The organism is Pseudomonas sp. LAIL14HWK12:I10 (assembly GCF_900184205.1).
GTDB classification, from domain to species: Bacteria; Pseudomonadota; Gammaproteobacteria; order Pseudomonadales; family Pseudomonadaceae; genus Aquipseudomonas; species Aquipseudomonas kermanshahensis.
Genome location: NZ_FXWU01000003.1, coordinates 621,912 through 639,738 on the forward strand (window position 1 = coordinate 621,912; position 17,827 = coordinate 639,738).

The following is a 17,827-nucleotide window of genomic DNA, read 5'->3' on the forward strand; positions in this document are numbered from 1 at the left end:
CTGTGGGAGCTGGCTTGCCGGCGATGGACCGCAACGCGGTCCCGGCAATCGACAAGGACACTTCAATGACCTGGCAACCCCACATCACCGTCGCCACCCTCGTCGAGCACGAAGGTAAATTCCTGTTCGTCGAAGAATTCAAAGCCGGCCAGCACGTCTTCAACCAACCCGCCGGCCACCTCGAACCCAACGAAACCCTGCCCCAGGCCGCCCTGCGCGAAACCCTCGAAGAAACCGCCTGGGAAGTCGAACTGACCGGCGTGGTCGGCATCTACCTGTACACCGCCCCCAGCAATGGCGTGACTTATCAGCGCATCTGCTTCGCCGCCCGCCCCGTGCGCCACCATGCCGACCTGGCACTGGACAGCGACATCGTCCGCGCCGTCTGGCTGACCCGCGACGAGCTGCTGGCCGACCCCACCCGCTGGCGCAGCGAGCTGGTGCCGCGCTGCCTCGACGACTACCTCGCCGGCCCGCTGCACAGCCTCACGCTGCTGCGCGACTGACGTGCAGCCTCGGGTTTGATAGAATCGGCGTTTTTCCCCTCTGATACACATCGGTAGCCATGACCAGCCCAGCACTCAAAGACCCCGCCAAGACCCGCGTCATCGTCGGCATGTCCGGCGGCGTGGACTCCTCCGTCTCCGCCCTTCTGCTCATGGAGCAGGGCTACCAGGTGGAAGGGCTGTTCATGAAGAACTGGGAAGAGGACGACGGCACCGAATACTGCACGGCCCGCGAAGACCTGGCCGACGCCCAGGCCGTGTGCGACCGCATCGGCATCAAGCTGCACACCGCCAACTTCGCCGCCGAGTACTGGGACCACGTCTTCGAGCACTTCCTCGAAGAGTACAAAGCCGGCCGCACGCCCAACCCGGACATCCTCTGCAACCGCGAAATCAAGTTCAAAGCGTTCCTCGACTACGCCCTGTCGCTGGGCGCCGACCTGATCGCCACCGGCCACTACGTGCGCCGTCGCGACACCGGCGCGCTCACCGAGCTGCTCAAGGGGCTCGACCCGAACAAGGACCAGAGCTACTTCCTGCATGCGGTTGGCGGCAAAGAAATCGCCCGCACCCTGTTCCCGGTCGGCGAACTGGAAAAGCCAGAGGTGCGCGCCATTGCCGAAAAGCATGGCCTGGCCACCGCCAAGAAGAAAGACTCCACCGGTATCTGCTTCATCGGCGAGCGCCGTTTCAGCGACTTCCTCAAGCAGTACCTGCCAGCCCAGCCCGGTGAAATCCAGACCACCGACGGCGAAGTCATCGGCCGCCACCATGGCCTGATGTACCACACCATCGGCCAGCGCCAGGGCCTGGGTATCGGCGGCCTGAAGGACGCTGGCGACGAGCCGTGGTACGTGCTGCACAAGGACCTGGCCCGTAATGTGCTGGTGGTCGGCCAGGGCAATGAACACCCTTGGCTGTTCTCCCGCGCCCTGCTCGCCTCGGAAATCTACTGGGTCAACCCGATCGACCTCAGCAGCCCGCGCAAGCTCACGGCCAAAGTGCGCTACCGCCAGAGCGACCAGCACTGCACCCTGGAACTGACCGAGAGCGGTTACCGCGCCGTGTTCGACGAACCGCAACGCGCGGTCACCCCAGGCCAGTCGGTGGTGTTCTATGACGGTGAAGTGTGCCTGGGCGGCGGCGTGATCGAGACTGCCGAGCCCTGGAGCCCGCGCGCATGAGCAACCTGCAGGAGCAATTGATTGCCCTGGGCGGCGTGTTCCAGGCCGCCGTGCTGGTCGACCGCATCGCCCGCACCGGCCAGGCCAGCGAGGCCAACATCGGCTGCATGCTGGGTAGCCTGCTGGTGCGCGACCCCAAGGACACCCTGGAGGTGTTCGGCGGTGACGACCTCAACCTGCGGGACGGCTACCGCGCCCTGGTCGGCGCCCTGGAGCGCGACCCCAGCAGCCTGCAGCGCGAGCCCCTGCGCTATGCCCTGTCCATGTTGGGCCTGGAACGCCAACTGGCCAAGCGCGGCGACCTGCTCGACACCATCGGCAACCGCCTGCCGCAGATCCAGTCACAGGCCGACCATTTCGGCCTGGTTCATGAAAACGTCATCGCCTCCAGTGGCGCCTTGTACCAGGACACCCTGAGCACCTTGCGCCAGCGTATCCAGGTACACGGCGACATGCGCTTCCTGCAGCAGGCCAGCAATGCCTCCAAAATCCGCGCCCTGCTGCTGGCCGGCATCCGCGCCGCGCGCCTGTGGCGCCAGCTGGGTGGCCATCGCTGGCAGCTGGTGTTCAGCCGTCGCAAGCTGCTGAACGAACTGTACGACATGATGCGTACGCCTTCCTGAAGGCAACGCCGACCCTTGTAGGAGCAGCCTTGTGCTGCGAATGGGCTGCACAGCAGCCCCAGCCTCTCAAAGATTGCCGGGGCTGCTGCGCAACCCTTTCGCGACACAAGGCCGCTCCCACAAAGGCACTGCGAGATGTTTTTATAGGCCCGACCTTTGGTCAGCCACCCGACCCGGGCGCTTTTTTCATGTATGATATGCGCCCTTCCAAAAGCCTGACTGTCCGAGAACACCCCATGCAGCTTTCCTCGCTCACTGCGGTTTCCCCTGTAGACGGCCGTTATGCCGGCAAAACCCAGGCCTTGCGCCCCATTTTCAGCGAATACGGCCTGATCCGTTTCCGCGCCCTGGTCGAAGTGCGCTGGTTGCAGCGCCTGGCCGCCCACCCGCAGATCGGCGAAGTGCCGGCGTTCTCCGCCGAAGCCAACGCCCTGCTGGACACCCTGGCCACCGACTTCAAGCTCGAGCACGCCGAACGCGTCAAGGAAATCGAGCGCACCACCAACCACGACGTCAAGGCCATCGAGTACCTGCTCAAAGAGCAGGCTGCCCAACTGCCTGAGCTGGCCAAGGTTAGCGAGTTCATCCACTTCGCCTGCACCAGCGAGGACATCAACAACCTGTCCCACGCCCTGATGCTGCGCGCTGGCCGCGACGACGTGCTGCTGCCGCTGATGCGCCAGATCGCCGACGCGATCCGCGCCCAGGCCCACGCCTTGGCCGACGTGCCGATGCTGTCGCGCACCCACGGCCAACCGGCTTCGCCGACCACCCTGGGTAAAGAGCTGGCCAACGTCGTGTACCGCCTGGAGCGCCAGATCGCCCAGGTAGCCGCCGTGCCGCTGCTGGGCAAGATCAACGGCGCCGTGGGCAACTACAACGCCCACCTGTCGGCCTATTCGCAGATCGACTGGGAATCCAACGCCCGCGCCTTCATCGAAGACGAGCTGGGCCTGCAGTTCAACCCGTACACCACGCAGATCGAGCCGCACGACTACATCGCCGAGCTGTTCGACGCGATCGCCCGCTTCAACACCATCCTCATCGACTTCGACCGCGACGTCTGGGGCTACATTTCCCTGGGCTACTTCAAGCAGAAGACCGTCGCCGGTGAAATCGGCTCGTCGACCATGCCGCACAAGGTCAACCCGATCGACTTCGAGAACTCCGAGGGCAACCTGGGTATCGCCAATGCGCTGTTCCAGCACCTGGCCAGCAAGCTGCCGATCTCGCGCTGGCAGCGCGACCTGACCGACTCCACCGTGCTGCGCAACCTGGGCGTGGGCTTCGCTCACAGCGTCATCGCCTACGAAGCCAGCCTGAAGGGCATCGGCAAGCTGGAAGTCAACACCGCACGTATCGCCGCCGACCTGGACGCCTGCTGGGAAGTCCTGGCCGAGCCTATCCAGACGGTCATGCGCCGCTTCAACATCGAGAACCCGTACGAGAAGCTCAAAGAGCTGACCCGTGGCAAGGGCATCACCCCTGAGGCGCTGCTGACCTTCATCGACGGCCTGGACATGCCAGCCGACGCCAAGGCCGAGCTCAAGCAGCTGACCCCTGCCACTTACATCGGTAACGCGGCAGCGCAGGCCAAACGCATCTAAGCTGACCGACGCGTTCAACGCCCGGCTTAGCCGGGCGTTTTTATTCCCGTACGAAAATTACGTTTTTTCAATAGGTTGAACATGAATCCTGATACTCCACTGCAGCTGCTGGGCGGCATCTCGGCCCGCGAATTCATGCGCGACTACTGGCAGAAGAAGCCCCTGCTGGTACGCCAGGCCTTCCCCGACTTCATCAGCCCGATCGAGCCCGACGAACTGGCCGGCCTGGCGCTTGAAGAAGAAGTCGAATCGCGCCTGGTGCTCGAACACGGCGAGCGCCCGTGGGAGCTGCGCCGCGGCCCGTTCGAAGAAGAAGTCTTCGCCACCCTGCCCGAGCGTGACTGGACCTTGCTGGTACAGGCGGTGGACCAGTTCGTCCCGGAAGTGGCCGAACTGCTGGAAGAATTCCGCTTCCTGCCCAGCTGGCGCATCGACGACGTGATGGTCAGCTTCGCCGCCCCGGGTGGCAGCGTCGGCCCGCACTTCGACAACTACGACGTGTTCCTGCTGCAAGGCCACGGCAAGCGCAACTGGAAGATCGGCCAGATGTGCAACAGCGACAGCCCGCTGATCGAGCACGCCGACCTGCGCATCCTCGCCGACTTCGAACAGAGCGGTGAGTGGACCCTGGAACCTGGCGACATGCTCTACCTGCCGCCGCGACTGGCCCACTACGGCGTAGCCGAAGACGACTGCCTGACCTACTCGGTCGGCTTCCGCGCGCCAAGCGCTGCCGAAGTGCTGACCCACTTCACCGACTTCCTCGGCCAGTTCCTGCCGGACGAAGAGCGCTACAGCGACGCCGACGCCCAGCCGGTCAGCGACCCGCACCAGATCCAGCACGACGCCCTCGACCGCCTCAAAGGCCTGCTCGACAAGCACATGGGTGACAAAGACCTGCTGCTGACCTGGTTCGGCCAGTTCATGACCGAGCCGCGCTACCCGGAGCAGGTCGTGGGTGAAGAGCTCACTGAGGAGCAACTGATCGAAGCGCTGGAAGATGGCGCCATCCTGATCCGCAACCCAAGCGCGCGCATGGCCTGGTCCGAGCTCAACGACGACCTGATGCTGTTCGCCAGCGGCCGCAGCTGCCCATTGCCGGCCAAACTGCGTGAGCTGCTGAAGCTGGTCTGTGCTGCCGATGCGTTACACATCGAAAACCTTGCAGAGTGGCTGCAGGATGAAGATGGCCTTATGCTGGTACAGCAGCTGATCAAACAAGGAAGCCTGGGATTCGCCAATGAATAAGATTCGTGTGCGCCTCGCCGACTGGCATAAGGACAACGCCGACATCCGCCGCATCCGTGAGGCGGTGTTCATTGCCGAACAGCACGTACCACCGGAGCTTGAGTGGGATTCGGACGATCCGACCGCGGTGCACTTCCTGGCCCTGGAGGGTGACTACCCGATCGGTACCGCCCGCCTGCTGCCTGACGGCACCATTGGCCGGGTCTCGGTACTCAAGGACTGGCGCGGCCTGAAGGTTGGCGATGCACTGATGAATGCGGTCATCGTCGAGGCCCAGAACAGCGACCTGAAGCAGCAGATGCTCAGTGCCCAGGTACACGCCACGCCGTTCTACGAGCGCTTGGGCTTTCGCGTAGTCAGCGAAGAGTTCCTTGAAGCCGGCATCCCGCATGTAGACATGGTGCGCGACTCGCGCGCCTGATCTTTCACCTGCACTGGCCTCTTCGCGGGCAAGCCCGCGAAGAGGCCGGCACAGGCTGAAGACACTTCCCCTGAAAAAAACCTGTACATCCATCCAGATAAAACTTGCCTCTGCGCCCCTGCTTGCGCATCCTACTGCCCATCACCCCCGATGAAGCGTGCTCGGCCATGCGCCTGTTCCTCTGCGAAAAACCCTCCCAGGCAAAAGACATCGCCAAAGTGCTCGGCGCCAACCGCAAGGCCGACGGCTGCTGGCAAGGCACCGACGTCTGCGTCACCTGGTGCATCGGCCACCTGCTCGAAACCGCCCCGCCCGACAGTTATGACGAACGCTACAAGCGCTGGAACCTCGCCGACCTGCCGATCATTCCCGAAAAATGGAAGATGCTGGTCAAGCCTAAGACCGCCAGCCAGTTCAAGGCTGTCAAACGCCTGCTAGGTGAGGCGCGCGAGCTGGTCATCGCCACCGACGCCGACCGCGAAGGCGAAATGATCGCCCGCGAACTGGTCGAGCACTGCCGTTACCGCGGGCCGATCCAGCGCCTGTGGCTGTCGGCCCTTGATGACGCCTCCATCCGCAAGGCCCTGGCACGCCTGCTGCCGGGCCAGGAAACCTTCAGCCTTTATCACTCGGCGCTGGGCCGCTCCCGCGCCGACTGGCTGATCGGCATGAACATGAGCCGGCTGTTCACCTTGCTCGGGCGCCAATCCGGCTACCAGGGCGTACTGCCGGTTGGCCGGGTACAGACCCCGACGCTGCGCCTGGTGGTGGACCGTGATCGGAGCATCGCCGACTTCGTCCCGGTACCGTTCTGGGCCATCGACGTGCAACTCGAACAGGCTGGCCAGGGCTTCAATGCCCAGTGGCGGGCCCCGGAAGATGCCTGTGACGACCAGGGCCGGTGCCTCAACCAGGCGCTGGCGCAACAGGCTGCCGCCGACATGGGCAATGCGGGCACTGCCCGCGTGGCCAAGGTGGCGACTGAACGCGTACGCGAAGCCGCCCCCCTGCCCTTCGACCTGGGCACCCTGCAGGAGCTGTGCTCAAAGAAGTTCGGCTTCGGCGCCCAGGAAACCCTCGACATCGCCCAGGCCCTGTACGAAACCCACAAACTGATCACGTACCCGCGCAGCGACTGTGGTTACCTGCCGCTGAGCCAGCACGCCGAGGCCCCCGCCATCCTTGCCGCCCTGCAGCGCGCCGATGGCAGCCTAGCGCCGCTGCAGGCTCACCTGGAGCCCCAGCGGCGCTCCCGCGCCTGGAATGACGCCAAGGTCAGTGCCCACCACGGCATCATCCCCACTGCCGCGGCCAGCGACCCCTCGCGCCTGCCCGCCAAGTACAAGGCGGTCTATACCCTCATCCGTGCCCGTTACCTGGCGCAGTTCCTGCCCAACCACGAGTACGACCGCACCCAGGCCGATTTCGACTGTGCAGGCCATGCCTTGCGTGCCGTGGGTAAGCAAATCGTCGAGCCTGGCTGGCGCCGTGCCTTGCCCGAGGCGCTGGCCCCGGCCAAAGGCCGCGAGGCGCCGCCGGCCCAGGTTCTGCCAGCCCTGCGCGAAGGCCAGGACTGCAACGTTCAAGGGCTGCAACTCAAGGACATGTGGACCCAGCCACCCAAGCCCTTTACCGAAGGCGACCTGATCAAGGCCATGAAAAACGTCGCCAAACTGGTAGATGACCCGCGGTTGAAGCAGAAGCTCAAGGAAACCACCGGCATCGGCACCGAAGCGACACGGGCCAGCATCATCCAGGGCTTGCTCGACCGTGGTTATCTGGTCAAGAACGGCAAGGCTTTGTCCGCGACGCCCGCAGCCTTCAGCCTCATCGACGCCGTACCCAGGGCCATTGCCGACCCTGGGACCACGGCCATCTGGGAGCAGGCCCTGGACATGGTGCAGAGCGGCGAAATGAGCCTGGAAGAGTTCGTCGCCCGGCAGTCGGCCTGGATGGGCAAGCTGGTCGAGCGCTGCAGCGGCATGCGCATGACCATTACCGCGCCAGCGGCCGGCGCCGCGCCACCTTGGAAAAAGAAGCGCCGGGGCGGCGGCAAAAGTAAAGCCACTGGAAGCAAACCGACCGCAGGCAAGCCAAGGCAGCCTCGTAAAAAGGCAGCGACCTGAAGCCTGCGCTGTATCTGTAGGAGCGGGCTTGCCCGCGAAAGGACCAGCACAGGCACCACCAAAACACAGGTAAACCATAAAACCCGACCAACGCACTGGCGCCGTGAAATTTACCTGCTAAATTTTCATGAAAATAATCACAATAATTTTCATGAGGCACCGGCATGTTCAAGCAATCCGCGCAACACATCGCCAGCTATTACGCCCAGACCTACCCCACCCACATTCCCCTGCGCCCCACCCTGCAAGGCCGCCACGACACCGACATCCTCATCGTCGGTGCAGGTTTCAGCGGCCTGCACACCGGCCTGAGACTAACCATGGCCGGCAAGCGTGTCACGCTGCTGGAAGCAAGCCGTGTGGCGTGGGCCGCTTCCGGGCGCAACGGCGGCCAAGCGTTGCTGGGCTGGTCGTGCGACATGCCACCGCTGGAGAAGGCCCTTGGCGTAGAACGCACCCGGCGCCTGTGGGACAGCATGTGCTGGGCGGCCGATGAAATGCGTGAGCTGCCACAGCGCCATGGCTTCGATATCGACTACCGGCTTGGCAGCTTGTGGACAGCCGTGCTGCCGCGCCGCGTAAAAATGCTTGAAGAAGCCCTGCACGACGCCGAAACCAAATGGGGCTATGACGCCCTGCGCCTGATAGGGCGCGACGAGCTACCCCAGTGGATCGACAGCCCACGCTACCAAGCCGCGCTGTATGACGCCAAAGGCGCCCACCTCAACCCCCTCAAGCTCGCCCAAGGCCTTGCCAGCAATATCGAGGCAGCCGGTGGCCATATTTTCGAGCAAAGCCAGGTGCTCGGCTACCAGCAGACTGGCAACGGTTATGTGACCCGCACTGAGCATGGCGAGGTACACAGCCAAATTCTGGTACTGGCCTGCAACGCGTACATCGACCGCCTCGACCCGGCCCTGTCGCGCCGCTTGCTGCCCGTCGGCTCCTACCAGGTCGCCACCGCGCCCCTGGAAGCTGACGTCGCCAAGTCATTGTTGCCGCGCAACAGCTGCGTGATCGACAACCAGTTCGTACCCGACTATTTCCGCCTTACCCCCGACAACCGCCTGCTGTTTGGCGGCGGCTGCACCTACCTGGGCGGCATCCCCAAGGATGTGGCCAGCGCCACCCGCCCTTACCTTGAACGGGTGTTCCCGCAGTTGGCCGGCGTGGCCATCGACTATGCCTGGGGCGGCCACATCGACTGCAGCATCCAGCGCACCCCCGACATCGGCCGGGACGGCGAGCGCTATTGGTTACAAGGCTTCTCGGGCCACGGCGTGCTGCCGACCCTGGCCGGGGCGCGGGCGGTCAGCGATGCGATCCTTGGCAACGATGACCTGCTGGCGCTGTACCAAGGTATCGATAACGGCCGCTTCCCAGGCGGCGACTTGATGGCCGCACCGCTGGAAGCCGCAGCCAAAGCCTGGTACAGGTTGCGCGACCATGTCTGATGAAGTTCAAACACTGGCGCTGCTGATTCGCGACCTGCGCAAGCACCGCGGGCTGACGCTCGACGAGCTGGCCGGTAAGGTCAAGCGCTCACTGGGGTTTCTGTCCCAGGTCGAGCGCGGCTTGTCACGGCCGACCGTGGCCGACCTGACCGCAATCAGCGAAGCCCTGCACGTACCGACCACCTACTTCTACCAGGCCGGCCAACCCCGGCCGCTGGACTGGGTTACCCGACCAGGTGAGCGGCGCACCATTTACTACGCCGAAGGCATCAGCGATGTGCTGGTGTCGCCTACCTTGAATGGCGGCTTTTCCATGCTCGAAAGCCACTTGGCGCCCGGCGCCAGCAGTGGCGAGGGGCACCTGAATGACAGTTCCGAGCAAGGCGGTTTCGTCCTGGAAGGTGAGCTGACGCTGTGGCGCGATGGCCACGCCGAGGCCGTCACGCTCCGGCGCAACGACAGCTTTCAGCTGCCGCCGCACAGCCAGTTCCGCTACGCCAACCTGACCGACCAGACGACCCGGGTTCTCTGGGTCTTCCGATGAGAGCACAGCATGACCATCACAACAGGTTTTCCCGATCTGCTCAGTGAAGTACGCGCCTTCCGTGCCCGCTACCCCGAAGTACGCCATGTCGACCTGCTGAGCCTGGACATCCCCGGGCATTTCTACGGCAAGCGCTACCCCGTCGACATGCTGGAAAAGGTCGCCGCCGGCAGCCCGCTGAAACTGCCGCAGAACTGCGTGTTGCTAGGGGTACAGGGCGGGCTGTTCCCGATTGGTGACTACTGTTTCAGCGACGGCGACCCGGATGCCGTGCGGCGCCTGATCCCCGGCACCCTCAAGCCAGTCACCTGGGAGCGCGAGCCGCTGGGGCAGATGTTGATCAGCTCCGACGGCACCGCCGCGCCCATCGAGTTCGAGCCCCGGGAAGTGCTCGCCCGCGTACTGCAACGCCTGGCGCGGCGTGGCATTCGCCCGGTGGTGGCGTTCGAGCTGGAGTTTTACCTGTTCGAACGGGCACTCAAGGAAGGGCTGCCGCAGTTCCCCCGCGACCCGTTCAGCGATGACCCGGACGATCAGCCCAACATGCACATCGAGCGCCTGTCACGCTTCAGCGACGTGCTGCGCGACATGGTCGAAACAGCCAACGCGCAAGGGGTGGATGCCAACGTCATCACGGCCGAGCTGGGGCCGGGCCAGTTCGAGATCAATTTCGGCCACTGCGACGACGGCCTGCGCGCCGCCGACTGGGCTGCCCTGTTCTGCCGCAGCACCCGTGGCGTGGCGCTCAAGCACGGGCTGCGTGCTTCGTTCATGAGCAAACCCTACCTGCACGCCCCTGGTAGCGGCATGCATGTACACGTCAGCCTGTACGACAACGACGGCAACAACCTGCTGGCTGCCGATGGGCAACGCCCGCTGCGCCATGCGGTGGCGGGCTGCCTGGCGGTCCTGCCGCACTGCATGCCGATCTTTGCAGCCAACCACAATGCGTTCCGTCGCTACGGCGCCATGGTCAACGCCGCCAGCCGTGCGAGTTGGGGCTATGAAGACCGCGATGCGTGCATACGCATTCCCGAGTCCGATGTGCGCAACTTGCGCATTGAGCATCGTCTGGCTGGCGCGGACGCCAACCCCTACCTGGTGCTGGCGGCGATCCTGTGCGGGATGGAGCATGGCCTGGATGCGGCGCAGGAGCCGATCACACCGCTGAACGAAGACCGCGGCAGCGGCATCGACTTCCCCAAGGACATGCTCAGCGCAGTCACCGCGATGCGCAGCCACCCCGCAGTGAATGAGGGGCTGGGGGAAGAATTCGTGATGGTGTATTGCGAGAACAAGCGGCAAGACCACCTGGCATTCATGCAAGAAGTCAGCGCCAGGGAGTACCGCTGGTTCCTGTAAAGGCTTGACTGCCAGTGCCGACCCTTTCGCGGGGCAAGCCCGCTCCCACAGGTTTACTACCAGGTTAAAGACGGTGGTATACCTGTGGGAGCGGGCTTGCCCCGCGAAGAGGCCGGTACTGACAACACAGAAATCTCTCCTATTCTCAATAGCTCACTTGGCAATCCCCTGCACAGAGGAGACGCAACCATGAGCTACGTAACCACGAAGGATGGCGTTCAGATCTTCTACAAAGACTGGGGCCCGCGCGATGCGCCGGTCATTCACTTCCACCACGGCTGGCCGCTCAGTGCCGATGACTGGGATGCCCAGTTGCTGTTCTTCCTGGCCCAGGGCTTTCGCGTAGTCGCCCACGACCGCCGCGGCCATGGGCGCTCCAGCCAGGTGTGGGATGGCCATGACATGGACCACTACGCCGATGACGTAGCCGCCGTGGTCGACCACCTGGGCATCCAGGGCGCCGTGCATGTCGGCCATTCCACGGGGGGCGGCGAAGTGGTGCGCTACATGGCACGCTACCCCGGCGACAAGGTGGCCAAGGCGGTACTGATTGCTGCAGTGCCACCGCTGATGGTGCAGACACCGGCTAACCCAGGCGGCCTGCCCAAGTCGGTCTTCGACGGCTTCCAGGCCCAGGTCGCGAGTAACCGGGCGCAGTTCTACCGCGACGTGCCCACGGGGCCTTTCTACGGTTACAACCGGCCCGGGGCCAAACCGTTGGAAGGCATCATCGGCAACTGGTGGCGCCAAGGCATGATCGGCAGTGCCAAGGCGCACTACGACGGCATCGTGGCGTTTTCGCAGACCGACTTCACCGAGGACCTCAAGCGCATCACACAACCGGTGCTGGTCATGCACGGTGACGATGACCAGATCGTGCCTTACGAGAACGCGGGCCCGTTGTCGGCCAAGTTGCTGCCTAATGCCACGTTGAAGACCTACAAAAGGTATCCGCACGGCATGCCGACCACCCATGCCGATGTGATCAATGCGGATTTGCTGTCGTTTATTCGGAGCTGAGATTTTTCAGGCCGATTGCTTGTTAAATGAAGCATCGCAACCGGCCTGTACTCTACACCTTCAAGCAACTGGTAAAATTATCAGTTGTGCATCTATAGCCTCTGGCTGAAAGTAGTCTGAACTGTACCCATCCCAGAGGTCGGCCATGCAGGACTCCCTTCAACACCAGCGCACCGTAAAAGGCCGGCACCCCAGCGAACGCTTCAATACGCTTGTTTATACAGCTTATGGTTACATCAATAAGCCACCCCCAGCCGTTTACCTTGGTTTCACTGGGCAGCACTATGATAGCTTCACGAACTGCTATCTCCTCGGCGAGGGTTATCGCGCTTACAGCCCTTCACTGGCGCGTTTCTTATCTCCAGATAACCTAAGCCCATTTGGACAAGGAGGGCGAAATGCATATGCTTACGGTGCAAACGACCCAATTAATCATGTCGACCCCTCGGGTCATATCCCTAGCAAAAAAACCACAAACGATGGTTATGTGAATTTTTCTACCTCTAAGCAGGCATACCTGGAAAAGAAATTAGTGTATCGGTCGAGCAAAGCCTTGCATAAAAAAAGCGACACGGAGCTAGTAAGTCTCGCACGTGACGCGACGCAAAGCATCGCAGGGCTAGAGGAAGTTGACTGGGGCCGTCCATCCATGCCGAGGAAGTACCTTATACGAGCCGCCGAACTCCCTCTGAGAAAGCAGCTTGTAAAGCTAATACCTCAATATGATTCAGACGAGACAGAAGCGGACCTGAAATTTTATTACAACCAACATGTCGAAAACTTCGAGAAAAAGCTGATAGAGAAAAATTTATTAAAAAAGTCAACATCCACGTCGACCTTGGAAACATTGCTGAGCGATTCAAATTCAGACATCCGGCAGGCAGGGTTTACCTAGCAACGTAGCTGAAGCAGAATTCCACTTCCCGTTTACTTTAGTCCCCCAAAATGCCCTTCGAACTCACCGTAGAACCCCTCACCTTACTCATCCTGGCCCTGGTTGCCTTCGTCGCCGGTTTCATCGACGCCATCGCCGGCGGCGGCGGCCTGCTCACCACCCCCGCCCTGCTCACCGCCGGCATGCCGCCACACCTGGTGCTGGGCACCAACAAGCTCAGTTCCACCTTCGGCTCGGCCACGGCCGGCTTCACTTACTACAAGCGCAAACTGTTCCACCCCGCGCAGTGGCGCCCGGCGTTGTTCGCCACCCTGGTAGGCGCCTCGCTGGGCGCGGTGATCGCCCACTACCTGCCCGCCGAATGGCTGAACAAGATGCTCCCAGTCGTGGTCTTCGCCTGCGGCGTCTACTTGCTGTTCGGCGGCACGCCCAAGGCGCCGCTGGATGCCGACGCACCGATCAAGAAGAAATGGCAGGTCCCCCAAGGCTTCACCCTGGGTTTCTACGATGGCGTGGCGGGCCCCGGCACTGGCGCGTTCTGGACCGTGAGCACCCTGCTGCTGTACCCGATCGACCTGGTGCGCGCCAGCGGTGTGGCGCGCAGCATGAACTTCGTCAGCAACATCGCGGCGCTGACGGTGTTCATCATTTCCGGGCAGGTGGATTATGTCGTCGGCCTGTGCATGGGCCTGTCGGTGATGGTGGGTGCGTTCTTCGGCGCACGCACGGCGATCAGCGGCGGCAGCAAGTTCATCCGCCCGGTCTTCATCACCGTGGTGCTGGCGCTGACCGTGCGCCTAGCGTGGCAGCACTGGTTCGGGCAGGCCTAAGCGTTCAGCCACGTACAAATCGATCAGGTAACGGGCGATGGAGCGCCCGGCCGGCAGCGGCGGCAGGTCATGCACGCTGAACCACTGGGCATCCTCGATCTCGTCGGGCTGCATGACGATCTCGCCGCCCGCGTACTCGGCATGGAACCCCAGCATCATCGAATGCGGGAACGGCCAGCACTGGCTGCCGACGTAACGGATGTTCTGTACCTTGACCGCCACCTCTTCGCGCACTTCGCGCACCAGGCAATCCTCGGCCGACTCGCCGGGCTCGGCAAAGCCCGCCAAGGTGCTGTAGACACCGGTGACGAAACGCGGCGAGCGCGCCAGCAGAATCTCGTCACCGCGGGTGACCAGCACGATCATGCTCGGCGAAATGCGCGGGTAGCTGCGCAGGTCGCACGGCTGGCAGTACATCGCCCGCTCCCAGCGGATTTGCGTCATCGCCTGGCCGCAGCTGCCGCAAAAACGGTGCTCGCGTGCCCAGGTACCGATCTGCGCGGCATAACCCAGCACCTTGTACAGGTCGAAGTCGCCTTCGAGCATGAACGCCCGCAGGCCACGCCAGCTGCAACCCGGCAGGTCGGTGGCGCTGCGCAGCTCAAGCAGGAACACCGGTTCGCCATCGAAGTGACCGATACCATGCTCGCACAGCACGTCCAGGTCCTGGCGCTTGAGCCATTCGCGGGGGAACAGCGCGCCATTGTCGTCCACCAGGAACCCTTCCGGGCTGCGGGCGACGGCCAAGCCCCCGGTGATCTGCGGGTCGAGTACTGCGGTAGTCCAGCGTGCTGACATGTCGGGGTTCCTTGCTGCGCGCCCCCCGACCCAGTCAGTCGGCGAACGTCGGTTTCTGTTTGCTCATGTGCGCCGCCACGGCCACGCGCAGGTCTTCGGACTGCAGCATCGCGGCGTTCCAGGTGGCGATGTATTCAAGGCCATCGTCAATGCGATGGTCACGCATGTAGCTGAGCATTTCCTTGGTGCCGGCCACGGCGATCGGCGATTTTGCGGCAATCTCACGGGCGATGGCAAAGACCCCGTCAAGCAGCGCGGCCTGATCATCATAGACCCGGTTGACCAGGCCGATGCGCAGCGCCTCATCGGCCTCGACGTTGCGCCCGGTGAATGCCAGCTCGCGCATGATGCCGTCGCCAATGATACGTGGCAAACGTTGCAGCGTGCCGACATCGGCGGCCATGCCCATGTCGATTTCCTTGATCGAGAACTGCGCATTTTGGCTGCAGTAACGCATGTCGCACGCCGAGATGAGGTCGATGGCGCCCCCAATGCAGTAGCCCTGGACGGCCGCCAGCACCGGCTTGCGGCATTTGTCGACGGCGTTGAACGACGCCTGCAGGCGCAGGATGGTGCTGCGCAGCAAGCGCGCATTACGGCCAACGTCCTTGCCCAACTGGCCGGCCAGCGAGGCCAGCATCATCAGGTCGATGCCGGCAGAGAAATGCTTGCCCGCACCGCTGATGACGACGGCGCGCACCGCATCGGTGTCGTCGACCCACTGGAAGATGTCGATGATCTCCTCCCAGAAGGCAGCATTCATCGCGTTGACTTTCTCGGGGCGGTTGATCTGGACGTGGGCAATGCTTTCAGTCAGTTCAACCTTGAACGCGCTGTACTCGGTCACGGGCGGCACTCCTACTGGGAAAGGGTCATAACGCAGGATGTTAACCCAGCCAGGAGGCCGCACTTGTGCCAAAAGCAGGACGGCAAATCTTGCCTAAGTCGGCACGATCCGGCACCGTGCGCCATCGCTGAATCATAAGGATACATATTCATGCCCCGCTCCCTGCCCGGTGCGCTCGCCCACAACTTCCTGGGCCAGTCACCGCTTTGGTACAAGGCTGTCATCGGCCTGTTCTTGGTGCTCAACCCCTTGCTGCTGCTGACTGCAGGCCCGGTCACGGCGGGCTGGGTGCTGGTGATCGAATTCATCTTTACCTTGGGCATGGCGCTGAAGTGCTACCCGTTGATGCCTGGCGGCTTGTTGCTGGTCGAAGCACTGCTGCTCGAGATGACCACCCCGCAGGCCCTGTACGAGGAGCTGCTGCACAACTTTCCGGTGATTCTGCTGTTGATGTTCATGGTCGCCGGCATTCACTTCATGAAAGAGCTGCTGCTGTTCCTGTTCTCGCGGATCTTGCTCGGTGTGCGCTCGAAGGCGGCCCTGTCGCTGCTGTTCTGCGTGCTGTCAGCGTTCCTCTCGGCCTTTCTGGATGCGCTGACAGTCACGGCGGTGATCATCAGCGCTGCCGTGGGCTTCTACGCGGTCTTTCACCGCGTTGCCTCGGGCGCCAACCCGCGTGAAGAAAGCGCGCTCGACAGCGACCAACATATCCCGCAACTGCACCGCGAAGACCTCGACCAGTTCCGCGCCTTCCTGCGCAGCCTGTTGATGCACGGTGCGGTCGGCACTGCATTGGGCGGCGTGTGCACGCTGGTGGGCGAACCACAGAACCTGCTGATCGGCCATGAGATGGGCTGGCACTTCGCCGACTTCTTCCTCAAGGTCGCCCCGGTGTCGTTGCCGGTGCTCGGCGCCGGGCTGCTGACCTGCGTAGCGCTGGAAAAACTACGCCTGTTCGGCTACGGCACACTGATGCCTGAACGCGTGCGCCAGGTGCTGGCTGCCTACGCCGCCGAAGATGACGCCGCCCGTACGCCGGCCCAGCGTGCCGCGCTGTGGGTACAAGGCAGCGCCGCGCTGATCCTGATCATCTGCCTGGGGCTGCACATTGCCGAAGTGGGCCTGATCGGCCTGCTGGTGATCGTGTTGATCACTGCGTTCACCGGCATCACCGACGAACACCGCCTGGGCCGCGCCTTCCAGGATGCCATGCCGTTCACCGCGCTGTTGGTGGTGTTCTTCGCCGTGGTCGCGGTGATCCATCAGCAGCAGTTGTTCAGCCCGCTGATTGCCTGGGTACTGGCACTGCCTGCCGAACAACAACCGGGCATGCTGTACCTGGCCAACGGTTTGCTGTCGGCGATCAGCGACAACGTGTTCGTCGCCACCATCTACATTACCGAGGTCAAGCAGGCCTTCATGAACGGCGGCATGAGCCGCGAGCATTTCGAGACGCTGGCGGTGGCGATCAATACCGGCACCAACCTGCCAAGCGTGGCGACGCCGAATGGGCAGGCGGCGTTCTTGTTCTTGCTGACCTCGGCGATTGCACCGCTGATTCGCCTGTCGTATGGGCGCATGGTGTGGATGGCGCTGCCCTATACCGTGGTCATGGGTGGGCTGGGCTGGTGGGCGGTGACTTACTGGCTGTAAAACCTGGCGGCGTGGGGATATTCGATACAACTTTTCCCGCACGCCCGCATCGAAGCAAAGGTAAGTCCCCATTCGCTTCAAGGAGGTTCGCTATGGCGATGCGCACGGCACTGATGCTTTCCTGCATAACCCTTGCCCTGCTCGGCTGCGCGGGTTCGAACGATGAACACCGCACGCCGCCGACCACCCAGCAGGTCGACCTGCAACGCTACCAGGGCACCTGGTATGAGCTGGCGCGCCTGCCGATGTTCTTCCAGCGCAACTGCGTGCAATCCGAAGCGCGTTACGGCCTGCGTGAGGACGGGCGCATTGACGTCAACAACCGCTGCAAGGAAAAGGACGGCCAGTGGAACGAGGCCAAGGGCATCGCCGAAGCCCAGCAACCGGGCAAGACCGACAAGCTCTGGGTGCAGTTCGACAACTGGTTCAGCCGGCTGGCTCCGGGCCTGACCAAGGGTGAGTACTGGGTGCTTTACCACGACAAGGACTACCGCGTGGCCCTGGTCGGGCACCCCAACCGCGAGTACCTGTGGTTGCTCTCGCGCACGCCGGCAATCACCGACCAGGAACGCGAGCAACTGCTGTCGATTGCCCGCAAGCAAGGCTACGACACCAGCAAGCTGATCTGGCGCCAGGAAGGCTAGCCCGCTGCACGGCTGGCACGTCGACGACGCGGGGCAATCAGGCTAAGGTGTGCGCCCCGCCTCCC

Annotated in this window: 17 protein-coding genes; 15 read left to right on the plus strand and 2 right to left on the minus strand. The window is 63.1% G+C overall.

What is annotated here, in order from left to right; translation table 11 throughout:
- Nucleotides 1–65 precede the first annotated feature (65 nt).
- From QOS90_RS10065 to QOS90_RS10125, 13 genes are all read left to right on the plus strand, one after another.
- Nucleotides 66–506 carry an NUDIX hydrolase gene (locus tag QOS90_RS10065; RefSeq protein ID WP_027592739.1) on the plus strand — a complete coding sequence of 147 codons (441 nt, stop codon included), beginning with the start codon at nt 66–68 and terminating at the stop codon, nt 504–506.
- A 59-nt stretch (nt 507–565) separates the two neighbouring features.
- Nucleotides 566–1,690, plus strand: a complete 1,125-nt coding sequence (gene mnmA, locus QOS90_RS10070; protein ID WP_027592740.1) for a tRNA 2-thiouridine(34) synthase MnmA — start codon at nt 566–568, stop codon at nt 1,688–1,690.
- Nucleotides 1,687–2,313 carry a high frequency lysogenization protein HflD gene (hflD, locus tag QOS90_RS10075; protein WP_027592741.1) on the plus strand — a complete coding sequence of 209 codons (627 nt, stop codon included), beginning with the start codon at nt 1,687–1,689 and terminating at the stop codon, nt 2,311–2,313. Before mnmA ends, hflD begins: the two co-directional genes overlap by 4 nt.
- 236 nt (nt 2,314–2,549) lie before the next feature.
- A complete protein-coding gene (purB, locus tag QOS90_RS10080; protein WP_085272998.1) occupies nt 2,550–3,920 on the plus strand; it encodes an adenylosuccinate lyase in 1,371 nt (456 codons plus the stop codon).
- An 81-nt stretch (nt 3,921–4,001) separates the two neighbouring features.
- Nucleotides 4,002–5,168 (plus strand): ribosomal protein uL16 3-hydroxylase, encoded by a 1,167-nt coding sequence (locus QOS90_RS10085; RefSeq protein ID WP_027592743.1) that lies wholly within the window; start codon nt 4,002–4,004, stop codon nt 5,166–5,168.
- Nucleotides 5,161–5,589: a GNAT family N-acetyltransferase gene (locus QOS90_RS10090; RefSeq protein WP_027592744.1), complete on the plus strand. Its 429-nt coding sequence runs from the start codon at nt 5,161–5,163 to the stop codon at nt 5,587–5,589. Before QOS90_RS10085 ends, QOS90_RS10090 begins: the two co-directional genes overlap by 8 nt.
- Nucleotides 5,590–5,756: 167 nt before the next feature.
- The gene (locus QOS90_RS10095) at nt 5,757–7,715 is read left to right on the plus strand and encodes a DNA topoisomerase III (protein ID WP_027592745.1); all 1,959 of its coding nucleotides are present in this window, start codon (nt 5,757–5,759) and stop codon (nt 7,713–7,715) included.
- 164 nt (nt 7,716–7,879) lie between these two features.
- Nucleotides 7,880–9,169, plus strand: a complete 1,290-nt coding sequence (locus QOS90_RS10100) for an NAD(P)/FAD-dependent oxidoreductase (RefSeq protein ID WP_085272997.1) — start codon at nt 7,880–7,882, stop codon at nt 9,167–9,169.
- On the plus strand, nt 9,162–9,713 hold the full coding sequence (locus QOS90_RS10105; RefSeq protein ID WP_027592747.1) for a helix-turn-helix domain-containing protein: 552 nt from the start codon (nt 9,162–9,164) through the stop codon (nt 9,711–9,713). Before QOS90_RS10100 ends, QOS90_RS10105 begins: the two co-directional genes overlap by 8 nt.
- A 15-nt stretch (nt 9,714–9,728) precedes the next feature.
- Nucleotides 9,729–11,075, plus strand: a complete 1,347-nt coding sequence (locus QOS90_RS10110) for a glutamine synthetase family protein (protein ID WP_027592748.1) — start codon at nt 9,729–9,731, stop codon at nt 11,073–11,075.
- A 189-nt stretch (nt 11,076–11,264) separates the two neighbouring features.
- Nucleotides 11,265–12,095 (plus strand): alpha/beta fold hydrolase, encoded by an 831-nt coding sequence (locus tag QOS90_RS10115; RefSeq protein ID WP_085272996.1) that lies wholly within the window; start codon nt 11,265–11,267, stop codon nt 12,093–12,095.
- Nucleotides 12,096–12,240: 145 nt separating this feature from the next.
- Entirely contained in the window at nt 12,241–12,990 is a 750-nt protein-coding gene (locus tag QOS90_RS27585; RefSeq protein WP_081717451.1) for an RHS repeat-associated core domain-containing protein, read from the plus strand.
- Nucleotides 12,991–13,040: 50 nt separating this feature from the next.
- Entirely contained in the window at nt 13,041–13,820 is a 780-nt protein-coding gene (locus QOS90_RS10125) for a TSUP family transporter (RefSeq protein ID WP_027592751.1), read from the plus strand.
- Here the strand turns inward: QOS90_RS10125 and nudC are convergent.
- Together nudC and QOS90_RS10135 are read right to left on the minus strand one after the other, a co-directional pair.
- Nucleotides 13,788–14,618 carry an NAD(+) diphosphatase gene (nudC, locus tag QOS90_RS10130; RefSeq protein WP_085272995.1) on the minus strand — a complete coding sequence of 277 codons (831 nt, stop codon included), beginning with the start codon at nt 14,616–14,618 and terminating at the stop codon, nt 13,788–13,790. The genes QOS90_RS10125 and nudC overlap by 33 nt on opposite strands.
- Nucleotides 14,619–14,652: 34 nt before the next feature.
- Nucleotides 14,653–15,465, minus strand: a complete 813-nt coding sequence (locus QOS90_RS10135; protein ID WP_085272994.1) for a crotonase/enoyl-CoA hydratase family protein — start codon at nt 15,463–15,465, stop codon at nt 14,653–14,655.
- Between the two features lie 150 nt (nt 15,466–15,615).
- Between QOS90_RS10135 and nhaB the strand changes: the two genes are divergently transcribed.
- Complete coding sequence (nhaB, locus tag QOS90_RS10140) at nt 15,616–17,118, plus strand: sodium/proton antiporter NhaB (protein ID WP_027592754.1); 1,503 nt, start codon at nt 15,616–15,618, stop codon at nt 17,116–17,118.
- 92 nt (nt 17,119–17,210) lie between these two features.
- Nucleotides 17,211–17,762: a lipocalin family protein gene (locus QOS90_RS10145; RefSeq protein ID WP_085272993.1), complete on the plus strand. Its 552-nt coding sequence runs from the start codon at nt 17,211–17,213 to the stop codon at nt 17,760–17,762.
- Nucleotides 17,763–17,827 lie beyond the last annotated feature (65 nt).